Below are 12,249 nucleotides of genomic sequence, written 5' to 3' on the forward strand. Positions count from 1 at the left end.
GTAGAGGAGTTCAGAGCGGATGCTCGACCGGATCGGGCTGATCCAGCTTGACGTCGAACCATCCATGCAGGGCATTTGACAGTCGCAGCGCCTTGGCATCGACCAGCGCGCTCCGGGGGAGTACCCGCTCGCGCACCAGGCCGGCTTCCAGCAGGATGCCGCGCTGGATGCCGGGCAATACGCCGCAGATCTGCGGAGGGGTATACCACTGACCATCGAGCAGCAGGTAAAGGTTGCTGCGGCTCCCTTCGCAGAGTTCATTTTTCTGGTTGAGAAAGACCAGATCGAAATAGGTGGGATGCTGCTGCAGCCATGACTGCGCCTGATCGTACAGTGGACGACGGGTGGTCTTGTGGCGCAGCCAGATATTGCCGGCATCCAGCCGAGGTCGGGCAATGCCGATCTTCTGGGCGGGGCGGCCCGGATTGTAGTCGAGTGCCTGCACCGTGATATTGAAGCCGCCGTGCGCCTGAAGCAGCAGCCGCAGTCGGTGGTGCTCGCCCTGGGCGCCTTCGGCTGCCTTGACCAGGGCCTGCTCGATGGCATGTACCGGGCAGACATATTCCAGATACTGGGCGGAGCGGTGCAGACGGTGCAGGTGACGGTGCAGCAAGGGTATCTTGCCCTGTTCGTCGCTGCGCAGCGTTTCGATCAGTTGGGGAGGCGCGTCGCGTTGAGTATGCGAGCTTTCCAGAGACATTCTTCCCACTCCTGTTCCGGGATAGAGTCATGGACGATACCGCCGCCCACGTGATATCGGCCATGATTGCGTTCGTGTAAGACCAGGGTCCGGATGGCGACGTTGAGCGAAAAGTCGCCGTTGGGCGCCAGCCAGCCGATGCTGCCACAGTATAGACCGCGTGGCTCGGGTTCGAGTTGGCGGATGTGCTGCATGGCGGCGATTTTTGGCGCGCCGGTAATCGAACCACACGGGAACAGGGCTGTCAACAGGGAGTATAGGGGGACGGGGGGGAGTTCGGCCTCGATGGTCGAGGTCAGGGTCCAGACGCTGGGATAGGCTTCCAGCTCGAAAAGACGCGGCACCTGTACCGTGCCAGGCACGGCCAGCCGTCCCATGTCGTTGCGCAGCAGGTCCACGATCATCAGGTTTTCGGCCCTGTTCTTGGTGCTGTCGAGCAGGGCCTGTCCAAGTGCCTGGTCGCTGGCCGGATCGGGGTGGCGTGGTGCCGTGCCCTTCATGGGCCGGCAGGTCAGGCGATGGCCCCGGCGCTGCATGAACAGTTCGGGTGAAAATGACAGCACGCTGCGACCCTGATCTTCGATATAGGCGGCATGAGCACAGGGATGGTCGTGTGCAATCCGGCGGTAGAGCGCCTCGGGAGTACCTGCGGTCTCGATATCCATGCCGAAGGTGTAATTGATCTGGTAAACCTCGCCGGCACGGATCAGGTCACGGATCCGCTCGATACGCGACAGATAGTCGGAACGCGCCAGGCGGGGCCGGGCTGCGGTGATGCCTGCGTGGACCGTTGAGGGCAACCAGGGCGCAGTGGTGCGAGCCTGTTCGAACACCAGGGCGGTCAGGCGTGGCTGCTGCGTGCCGGCGGGGAACTGGCTGGCGGGTGCTTGTGATGCCTGTACGGGAACAGCCGCAGGCGCAGGCAGGCGGGAGATGGGGGATTGCAGCGCGCGTGGCTCCAGCCATTCTCCCAGCTCATAGGTCATCAGCAGGGCGATCCAGCGGCCTGCTGCCTGGTGCTGCCCGATGGCGGCCAGTGCCGGCAGCAGTGCCTCGGGCTGGCAGGCGGTGATACGGTCCACCGGCTGCTCCAGCACCAGCGCTTCTCCAGCCCAGCGGTCTTCGAAACGGCAGAGGCTCATGCCCGATCCTGCGTGTGCTGCGCCGGTTGCTGGGCGATGAACTGGCGCAGGGCCTCGCCGGTATGCGAGCGGGCATGAGCTGCCTCGACCTTGGCCGGCATGCCCTCGATGACCAGCCGGCCACCGCCGCTGCCGCCTTCGGGTCCCATGTCGAGCAGCCAGTCGGCCTGGGCGATCACGTCCAGGTTGTGCTCGATCACGACGACAGTGTTGCCTGCCTCGACCAGCCGGTGCAGCACGCTGATCAGCTTGTCGACATCGGCCATCGACAGGCCGACCGTGGGCTCATCCAGTACGTACAGGGTATGTGGCAGGCGCGAGGCGCGGCCGGTCTTGATGACGCCTTCGGTCAGGCGCGCCTTGGTCAGCTCGGTGACCAGCTTGATGCGCTGGGCCTCGCCGCCCGACAGCGTGGGCGAAGGCTGGCCCAGTGTCAGGTAGCCCAGGCCGACATCCTGCATCAGTTGCAGCGGGCGCTGGATGCGCGGGTGGGCCGAGAAGTATTCGACCGCCTCGTCCACTTCCATCTTGAGGATGTCGCCTGCGCTCTTGCCACGCAGCCGGACCGACAACGTATCGCTGTTGAAGCGCGCACCGTTGCAGGCTTCGCATTCGACCTTGACGTCGGGCAGGAAGCTCATCTCGATGGTACGCATGCCCTGGCCCTCGCAGACCGGGCAGCGGCCTGCGCCCGTGTTGAAGCTGAAACGTGAGGCGGTCCAGCCGCGCATGCGTGCATCCCGGGCTTCGGCGAACAGCTTGCGGACGTCGTCCCAGAAGCCGATATAGGTGGCGGGGCAGGAGCGTGGTGTCTTGCCGATGGGGGTCTGGTCGACCTCGAGTACGCGGTCGATGGCTTCCCAGCCGTCGATGCCGGCGCAATGCAGCCAGCGGGGCGCGACCTTGTCGTGCTCCCTGGCATACTGGTTGTCTGCCACGGCCCGTCTCAGGTTGGTCTGCAGCACGTCGCGGGCCAGCGTCGACTTGCCCGAGCCGGAAACGCCGGTGACTACGGTCAGGCGGTTGAGCGGAAAATGGGCCGTGACATTGTGCAGGTTGTGGCGCCCGGCAGCCCGTACGGTCAGGCGTGGGGTGTCGGCCTGGACCGGGCGACGCGGCTGCAGGTCATGCTGCAGCGGATGCGCCAGATAGCGGCCGGTGACCGAGTCAGGATTGTCCATGATGTCCTGCACGGTGCCTTGTGCCACTACGCGGCCGCCGCGCGAACCGGCCCCCGGGCCGATATCAATGACGTGCCCGGCCCGGCGGATGGTGTCGTCGTCGTGCTCGACGACGACCAGGGTGTTGCCCTGACCCTCCAGGCGTGACAGGGCATCGAGCAGGATACGGTTGTCACGGGGATGCAGGCCGATGGTCGGTTCATCGAGGATGTAGCAGACTCCCTGCATGTTGGAACCCAGTTGGGCTGCCAGGCGGATGCGCTGTGCCTCGCCACCGGAGAGCGTCGGTGCAGCCCGGTCCAGTGTCAGGTAGCCCAGGCCGACCTCCTGCATGAAACCAAGGCGGCTGCGGATTTCGGCCAGGATGTCGCGGGCGATGTCGGCTTCACGGCCGCGCAGGACCAGTCCGGTAAAGAACGTATGCGCTTCGTTGACCGACCAGCGGCTGATGTCGGCAATCGAGCGCGCATGCCAGCGTACTGCCAGTGCATTGCGATTCAGGCGCTGCCCCTGGCAGACTGGGCAGGTTTCCGGTTCGTGGGCATCGTCCTGTTCGTTGTCGGTCGTTTCGCGCCAGGTGCTTTCCTCTCCAGTCTGCTCGGCATCGAAACCGCTCAGGCGCAGGCCTGTGCCAAAGCAGGCGGGGCACCAGCCATGCTTGGAGTTGTAGGAGAACATGCGCGGATCCAGTTCCGGAAAACTGATGCCGGTGACCGGGCAGGTACGGCTGGTGGACAGTGCCAGGCTATCCAGCTCGGCATCCAGCGATTCATGCAGCCGCTCCAGGGGCCAGACGATGCGCAACATGCCTTTGCCATGCTCCAGTGCGTCGGCAATGGCCTGACGCAGGAAGGCTTCATTGTCAGGCGTGATGACGACATCGGCAATCGGCAGCTCGATAGTGTGCTCGCGGTACCGATCCAGGCGTGGCCAGGGCTGTACGGCTACGAAGCGACCATCGACCCTCAGGTGGGTGTGGCCCCGCCGTTCGGCCCACTTGGCCAGATCGGTGTAGTAACCCTTGCGGGCCGTGACCAGGGGTGCCAGCAGACCGATGTGCTGTCCCTTGAACTGCTGCATGATGCGCGCCAGGATCTGCTCGGGTGTCTGGGCTTCGACCGGCAGACCGCTGTCGGGGCTGTATTGCGTGCCCAGCTTGACGAACAGCAGCCGCAGGAAATGGTGAATCTCGGTCATGGTGGCGACTGTGGACTTGACCCCGCCCCGGCTGGTGCGCTGGGCAATCGCCACCGTGGGAGGAATGCCGGTGATCGAATCGACATCGGGCTTGCCGGCCGGCTGCACGATGGAGCGGGCATAGGCGTTGAGCGATTCCAGATAGCGGCGCTGGCCTTCGTTGAACAGAATGTCGAATGCCAGCGTGGATTTGCCCGATCCGGACACACCGGTGATCACGGTGAAGGTATCGCGGGGAATGGCCACGCTCAAGTTCTTGAGATTGTGCTCGCGGGCGTGATGGATTTCGATGGCGGGCGTCGGTGTGGCCGGTGTGAGCGCGTAGGTGGCCGCCGGCTCGGCCAACTGGCCGGGCTGCATCTGGTATTCGCGCAGGGCCTGGCCGGTATGCGAGTCCGGATGGGCCATGATGTCGTCGGGCGTGCCGCAGGCGATCAGTTCGCCGCCATCTTCGCCGCCTTCGGGGCCGAGGTCGATGATCCAGTCGGCCGCGCGGATGACATCCAGGTTGTGCTCGATGATCAGCAGGGTATGGCCGGCTGCCAGCAGCTTGCGCAGGGCACGCATCAGGCGTGCCACGTCTTCGAAGTGCAGGCCGGTGGTGGGTTCGTCGAACAGGAACAGGCTGGCCTTCTTGGCGACCTGCGCGATCGAGATGCCGCTGCGGGCAGCTTCGGCCAGGTGTCCGGCCAGCTTGAGTCGCTGGGCCTCACCGCCAGACAGCGTGGGCACCGGCTGGCCCAGTTTGACGTATTCCAGGCCGACATCGGCCAGTGGTGCCAGGCCGCGTTGCACATCGTGCAGTCCCTTGAAGAAGTCGAGCGCTTCGCTGACCGTCATGTCCAGCACCTGGTCGATGGAGGCGGTGCGGCCCAGGTGCGAGACGGTCACCTCGCGGACTTCGGGACGGAAGCGGCTGCCATCGCAGTCAGGGCAGCGGATATAGACGTCGGACAGGAACTGCATCTCGACGTGCTCGAAGCCGGTGCCGCCGCAGCTCGGGCAACGGCCGTCGCCGCTGTTGAAACTGAACATGCCGGCGGTATAGCCGCGTTCGCGTGACAGCGGTGCCTGTGCAAACAGCTTGCGGATGGCATCGTAGGCACCGACGTAGCTGGCCGGATTGGAGCGTGCTGTCTTGCCGATGGGCGTCTGGTCGACCATGACCACATCGTGCAGCCACTCGTCGCCCAGGATGCGGTCGTGATCGCCCGGGGCTTCGGTCGGCTTGCCGCGTTTCTTGAGCAGGGCGGGATAGAGCACGTCCTGGATCAGGGTGGATTTGCCCGAGCCGGATACGCCGGTGACGCACACCAGCCGGCCCAGCGGAATACTGACGGAGATATTGCGAAGATTGTGGGCGCGTGCACCTTCGAGCAGCAGTCGGGGCGTATTGTCCAGAACCGGCATGGGGTGGGGGGCCTCAATGGTGCGCCGCCCGCTCAGGTAGTCGCCGGTCAGTGTCGGGGCCTGCGAGAGTGCCTGGGGCGTGCCATCGAACATGATGCGGCCTCCGCGTTCGCCGGGGCCGGGGCCGATGTCGAGTACCCGGTCGGCAGCGGTCATGACCAGCGGATCGTGTTCGACCACCACCAGGGTATTGCCGGCATTGCGCAGCCGGTGCATGACCTGCACGATGCGGTGCATGTCACGCGGATGCAGGCCGATGGATGGCTCATCCAGTACGAACAGGGTGTTGACCAGCGAGGTGCCCAGCGCCGTGGTGAGGTTGATGCGCTGCACTTCGCCGCCAGACAGGGTGCGGCTCTGGCGGTCCAGCGTGAGGTAGCCCAGCCCCACATCGCACAGGAAACGCAGCCGCGAACGAATCTCGTCGAGCAGCATGTCGTTGGCAGCATCGGGCAGCAGGTCGAGCGTCATGCCGTCGAACAGATCACGCACGCGCCGGATCGGCATGCACATCAGTGCGTGGATGTCGATGCCGGGGGCATCGCCGATGCGCCACAGCAGCGCTTCCGGCTTGAGGCGGGAACCATGGCAGGTCGGGCAGGGGGTGTAGCTGCGGTATTTCGACAGCAGTACCCGCACATGCATCTTGTAGGCGCGGCTTTCGAGCCAGTCGAAAAAGCGCTGTACGCCATACCACTGCGTTTTCCAGGCCTGATTGCCGCCTTTCCAGTCTGGTGTGCCGTCGAGCACCCAGCGTCGGTGTTCGGGCGACAGGTTTTTCCAGGGAACCGACAGCGGCACGCCGGCCTTGCGGGCGTACTTTTCGAGATCGTCCTGGCATTCGCGGTAGCTGGGTGTCTGCCAGGGCTTGACTGCGCCTTCCAGCAGGGTTTTGCTCTCGTCGGGGATGACCAGTCCATGGTCGATGCCGATCACCCGGCCGAAACCCCGGCAGGTTTCGCAGGCTCCCAGCGGCGAATTGAAGGAGAACATGCTGGGCAGGGGATCGGCATAATCGATGTCACAGTCGGCGCAATGCAGCCGGCTGCTGAACTTCCAGACTTGCTGGTCGCCGCCTTCGGGGGCCAGTGCGTGGACGGCCAGATGCCCCTGGCCCTGATCGAGTGCCGTGTCGAGCGCTTCCATGATGCGCTCGGGTTCGGCCGAGCCGAGACGGAAGCGGTCCTGGACGACATTCAGTGTGCGCTGGGGAATGACAGCCTGGGCCTGGTCCGATTTTTTGCGACCTTTCCCGGGCGAGCTGGTGGTGGCTGCCGTGCTGGCAGGCGTAACGGCTGCGGCGCGGTCTGTGCTGTCCGGCGTGCCGGATGGTGTCGCGGGTGTGTCGATGCCGTCCTGTTGGGCAGAGGCCGGGTTGCTTTCATGCACCCGCGTATAGCCCTGGGCATCGAGGTAGCCCCGGATTTCTTCTTCGGTGAAGTTGGCCGGCACCTTGATCGGGAACGTAATGACCAGGCGTGGGTCGCCCTGTGCCGGAGCGTGTTCGGACAGGAAGGCCAGGATACTGTCGGGATTGTCGCGCCTGATCTTCTTGCCACAGCAGCGGCAATAAAGATGAGCGGCGCGGGCGTACAGCAGCTTGAAGTGGTCGTTGAGCTCGGTCATCGTGCCAACCGTGCTGCGCGAGTTGCGCACCGGATTGGTCTGGTCGATGGCGATGGCAGGCAGGATGCCTTCGATCCTGTCCACCTGGGGTTTGTCCATCCGGTCGAGAAATTGCCGGGCGTAGGGCGAGAAAGTTTCGACGTAGCGGCGTTGACCTTCGGCGTAGAGCGTATCGAAGGCCAGGGAGCTTTTGCCGGAGCCCGAGACGCCGGTAATCACGGTCAGTTCACCGGCGGAAAAGCTGACATCCAGGTTTTTGAGGTTGTTCTGGCGTGCGCCGAAGATGCGGATCTGGGAGCTCATGTAGGCGGAATGCGGGAGAGTGGACGGCCGGACGCGGCAAGTGGATATGCCGGGGCGGTCTGGGAAACGCTATCGTAAACCAGATTACTGTCTAAATACACAGTTCTGCTGCCGGTATGGTTTGTCTGTCGCTTCAGGCAAGTTACAAGGATCAAAAAGCGCACCCCTGTGGTCTACAGGCGCGATGACCTCTCGGGTAAACTGAGCCGCAATCCTGCCCAGCCGGAAAACCCGTTCTCTCACGCCTCACGTTGCGGAGCACTGCCATGTCCGATCCCCTGATGATTTCCCGCAATGCCCAGTCCGCCCAATACCTGCTGCCGGGCATGGCCAACCGTCATGGCTGCATTACCGGCGCGACCGGTACCGGCAAGACCGTGACCCTGCAGGTCATGGCGGAAGCTTTCTCACGGCTTGGTGTGCCGGTCTTCATGGCGGACATCAAGGGTGACCTGACCGGGATTTCGCAGCCGGGCACCGCTTCGCCCAAGCTGCAGGAGCGTCTGGAGCGCCTTGGCCTGTCCGTGCCCGACTGGGCGGGCATGCCGACCGTACTGTGGGATGTGTTCGGCAAGCAGGGACATCCCGTGCGTGCCACGATTTCCGATATGGGCCCCTTGCTGTTGGCTCGTATCATGAATCTGAACGACACCCAGGAAGGGGTGCTCAACCTGACCTTCAAAGTGGCAGACGACAACGGCCTGTTGCTGCTGGATCTCAAGGACCTGCGCGCCATGTTGCAGTTCGTGGCCGACAATGCGGCGGATATACGGACCCGTTACGGCAATGTGTCGGCTGCCTCGATCGGTGCGATCCAGCGCGGGCTGCTGCAGATCGAGACCCAGGGAGGCGAGCAGTTCTTTGGTGAACCGATGCTCGACATCCACGACCTGCTGCAGACCGACGGCAATGGGCGTGGCGTGGTCAATATCCTGGCGGCCGATCAGCTCATGCAGTCGCCCAAGCTCTATAGCACGTTCCTGCTGTGGCTGCTGTCCGATCTTTACGAGCATCTTCCAGAAGTGGGCGATGCCGACAAGCCCAAACTGGTGTTCTTCTTCGATGAGGCGCATCTCCTGTTCAAGGATGCCCCGGCCGCACTGCTCGAGAAGATCGAGCAGGTGGTACGCCTGATCCGTTCCAAGGGCGTCGGGGTGTATTTCGTCACGCAGAATCCACTTGATATTCCCGACAGCGTACTGGGCCAGCTTGGCAATCGCGTGCAACACGCCCTGCGTGCATTCACACCGCGCGACCAGAAGGCCGTGCGCACGGCTGCGGATACCATGCGTCCCAATCCCGGCCTGGATGTGGCGGCCGCGATTACCGAACTGGGGGTAGGCGAGGCGCTGGTCTCCATGCTGGATGAAAAAGGACGGCCCCAGCCGACCGAGCGGGCCTGGATCGTGGCACCCGGTGGTCGCATTGGCCCGGCAACCGAGGCCGAACGTACGGCCTTGCGGCAGCAATCGGTGCTGGCTGGCGTCTACGAGCAGGCGGTGGATCGTGAATCGGCCTATGAAATGCTGCAGGCACGCATGCAAGCGTCTGGTGGAAAGGCGGCAGGTGCGCCGGCGACAGCGTCGACCGGTCAGGATACTGACGGCGGCGGCAGGGCATCACAGGGCGCAGTTGCGCAGGAAGACGATGGCCTGATGGGCCATCTCAATGATTTCCTGTTCGGCTCGACCGGGCCGCGTGGCGGCAAGCGCGACGGGCTGGTGCAGAGCGTCGCCAAGAGTACGGCTCGTTCCGTGGCCAACCGTATCATCGGGCAGGTCACACGCGGTATTCTGGGGTCATTGACGGGTGGGCGTCGCCGCTGATCAGCCGCTTTTGCGCCGGCTCGAGATGACCGATGCCGCAATGATCAGCAAGGCACCGATCATCATCCGGGCGCTCGGTTGCTGCGCAAAGAGTGCCCAGGCAAAGGCAATTGCGTAGACCGGCTCCAGCGCAATCACCAGGCCGGCCGTGCGGGCATTGAGCCGGGCCAGGCTCGACACGAACAGAAAATGCGACAGCCCGGTGCAGAATACACCCAGCAGGGCCAGCCAGAACCAGTCGGAAGGCGAGACCGCGCCGATGGCACCGAGCGAGAACGGCAGTGCGCACAGGGCGACGGCGATGTTTTGCCAGAAAGAGACTTGCAACGGATCGATGCCGCGTGCCGCGTAGCGGTTGCTGATGGCCAGCAGTGCAAACGACAGGCCGGACAGCAGCCCCCAGACCAGTCCGATGGTGCCTTCGTCGGCAAAGTCGAAGGAAGGCGTGACCAGGACCAGTCCAAGGCTGACCAGTCCGAGCAGCAGCCATTCCAGCAGGCCGATGCGTTCCTTGAAGAACAAGGCCTCGCACAGTGTGATGAAGGCCGGGAAGCTGGCAAAGCCAAGCGTGGCCACGGCAATCCCGCCAACCTTGACCGAGACGAAGAAAGTGACCCAGTGCACGGCCAGCAGGGCACCCGAGCCAAGCAGCGTCAGATAGCGGCGGCGATTCATCTCGCGCAGGATGGGGCGGCCTTGCAGGCGTGCCATCAGGCCCAGCGATGCCACGGCAAAGAGCGCGCGCCCCAGGGTGATGACGACGGCACCGGCCTGGATGACTTCGCCGAAGACGCCGGTCAGGCCGAACAGCACTGCGGCGACATGGATGTAGGCGAGGGCTCGCTGATGGGTGATGGGTGAATCGCTCTGCACGAATTAATCCTCTAGAATGAGCGGCTATTCTACCTTTGCAGATTACCGGGTGGGGGCATGTCCAATCGCACCATCGGCTTCCTGCTGGCGGCGCTGGGCTCGGTGCTGTTTGCAGGCAAGGCCATTGCAGTCAAATTCACCTACCGCTACGGTATCGATCCAGTTACGCTGATCGCCTTTCGCATGCTTTTTGCACTGCCGTTTTTCGCTGTCATCGCCTGGCACGAAACTCGCCGTGCCCGCCGCAATGGCGTGCCACCGCTGACACGGCAGGAAAAACTGCGCATCGTGCTGCTGGGGCTGATCGGTTATTACCTGTCGAGCTTTCTGGATTTCATTGGCCTGCAATATATCAGTGCCGGCCTGGAGCGAGCCATCCTGTTCCTGTCCCCGACCTTCGTGCTGCTGATGACGGCCTTCTGGCTCAAGCGGCCGATTGCGCGTGCACAGTGGGTCGCGATGGCCCTGGCCTATGCGGGGGTCCTGCTGGTGTTCGTGCAGGATATCCGCTTCGGGGGCGAGCAGGTCATGCTGGGATCGCTCTGCGTGCTGGGGGCTGCATTCAGCTATGCCTGCTACCTGATCGGTGCGGGCGAGCTGATCAAGCGCGTCGGTTCCACGCGACTGGTTGCCTATGCCATGTGTACGTCATGCGTGGTGGTGCTGTTGCAGTTCTTCATCGTGCATGATGTTGGCGTTCTGCTGGCGCAGCCTGCCGGCGTCTATGGCTGGTCGCTGATTCATGCCACGCTCAATACCGTGCTGCCGGTGTTCATGATCATGTGGTCGGTCGAACGCATCGGTGCCGCCATGTCGGCCCAACTGGGCATGCTGGGGCCGATTTCACTGCTGTTCATGGCGGCGTGGTGGCTGGATGAACCGCTGACCCTGTGGCATCTGGGGGGGACGGTTCTGGTTATCATGGGCACGTATGTGCTGACGCGTGTGCGCACGCCATCCCCCGATACGAATACAACTTCTGTAAGGAGCAAGATATGAGTCAGACAGCCAAGGCCATCCTGATCCGCCGCCATGGCGGCCCGGAAGTGCTTGAATGGACCGATGTCCAGGTGCCGGCCCCCGGTCCCGACGAGGTGACGGTGCGCCAGCATGCCGCCGGTCTCAACTTTATCGACATCTATTTCCGTGACGGCCTCTACCAGCATCCGCTGCCGCATGGGCTGGGCTTCGAGGGGGCGGGTGTGGTCGAGGCGGTGGGCAGCACTGTGACCCATCTCAAGCCAGGTGATCGGGTAGCCTATGGCCAGAGCCCGCTGGGCGGTTATGCCGAGCTGCGCAACGTGCCGGCGCACCAGTTGGTCAAGCTGCCCGAGGACATTTCCTTCGAGCAGGCCGCCGCGATGATGCTCAAGGGCCTGACGGTGCAGTACCTGCTGCGCCAGACCTACCGGGTGCAGGAAGGAGAAACCATTCTGTTCCATGCTGCTGCCGGAGGCGTGGGCCTGTTTGCCTGCCAGTGGGCGCGGGCACTGGGCGTGAAACTGATCGGTACCGTTTCCAGTCCCGAAAAAGCGGCACTGGCGCGTGCCCACGGGGCCTGGGAAACCATCGACTATTCGCGCGAAAACGTCGCCCAGCGCGTGCTGGAACTGACCGAAGGCAAGAAAGTGCCGGTTGTCTATGACGGCGTAGGCCAGGCGACCTGGGAAGCGTCACTCGATTCGCTCAAGCCGCGTGGATTGCTGGTCAGTTTCGGCAATGCTTCGGGTGCCGTGACCGGGGTCAATCTGGGCGTGCTGGCGCAGAAGGGTTCCCTGTACGTGACCCGTCCTACATTGGGTACGTATGTGGCAGAGCCAGGTGCGCTGGATGCCGCCGCAACCGAATTGTTCGATCTGGTACAGAACGGCCGGATCGACGTCCAGATCGGCCAGCGCTATCCGCTGGCCCAGGCGGCCGCGGCCCAGACGGCGCTGGCCGCGCGCCAGACGACCGGAGCCACCATTTTCACGATGGCGTAATGCCTGGCT

Annotated in this window: 7 protein-coding genes; 3 read left to right on the forward strand and 4 right to left on the reverse strand. The window is 63.7% G+C overall.

All coding sequences use genetic code 11. From position 1 onward, the window contains the following. Positions 1-10 precede the first annotated feature (10 nt). The 3 genes from ABN482_RS00230 to uvrA are packed head-to-tail and all read right to left on the reverse strand — an operon-like array spanning position 11 to position 7,559. The gene (locus ABN482_RS00230) at positions 11-700 is read right to left on the reverse strand and encodes an aminotransferase class IV (protein WP_349502099.1); all 690 of its coding nucleotides are present in this window, start codon (positions 698-700) and stop codon (positions 11-13) included. Beyond that, positions 652-1,842, reverse strand: coding sequence for an aminodeoxychorismate synthase component I (locus tag ABN482_RS00235; RefSeq protein WP_349502100.1), 1,191 nt, complete (start codon positions 1,840-1,842; stop codon positions 652-654). Before ABN482_RS00235 ends, ABN482_RS00230 begins: the two co-directional genes overlap by 49 nt. Continuing rightward, complete coding sequence (uvrA, locus tag ABN482_RS00240) at positions 1,839-7,559, reverse strand: excinuclease ABC subunit UvrA (RefSeq protein WP_349502101.1); 5,721 nt, start codon at positions 7,557-7,559, stop codon at positions 1,839-1,841. Before uvrA ends, ABN482_RS00235 begins: the two co-directional genes overlap by 4 nt. Before the next feature lie 266 nt (positions 7,560-7,825). On the opposite strand from uvrA, the gene ABN482_RS00245 reads away from it, so the two are divergent. Beyond that, positions 7,826-9,385: a helicase HerA-like domain-containing protein gene (locus tag ABN482_RS00245; RefSeq protein ID WP_349502102.1), complete on the forward strand. Its 1,560-nt coding sequence runs from the start codon at positions 7,826-7,828 to the stop codon at positions 9,383-9,385. On the opposite strand, the gene ABN482_RS00250 is transcribed toward ABN482_RS00245, so the two are convergent. Next, complete coding sequence (locus ABN482_RS00250) at positions 9,386-10,240, reverse strand: DMT family transporter (protein ID WP_349502125.1); 855 nt, start codon at positions 10,238-10,240, stop codon at positions 9,386-9,388. 75 nt (positions 10,241-10,315) lie between these two features. Here ABN482_RS00250 and ABN482_RS00255 point away from each other — a divergent pair, with 75 nt between their 5' ends. Beyond that, the gene (locus tag ABN482_RS00255; protein WP_349502103.1) at positions 10,316-11,257 is read left to right on the forward strand and encodes a DMT family transporter; all 942 of its coding nucleotides are present in this window, start codon (positions 10,316-10,318) and stop codon (positions 11,255-11,257) included. Beyond that, on the forward strand, positions 11,254-12,240 hold the full coding sequence (locus ABN482_RS00260) for a quinone oxidoreductase family protein (RefSeq protein WP_349502104.1): 987 nt from the start codon (positions 11,254-11,256) through the stop codon (positions 12,238-12,240). The genes ABN482_RS00255 and ABN482_RS00260 overlap by 4 nt, the downstream gene beginning before the upstream one ends. The last annotated feature ends 9 nt before the right edge of the window (positions 12,241-12,249 follow it).

The organism is Corticimicrobacter sp., from assembly GCF_040137905.1.
Classification (GTDB): Bacteria; Pseudomonadota; Gammaproteobacteria; order Burkholderiales; family Burkholderiaceae_B; genus Corticimicrobacter.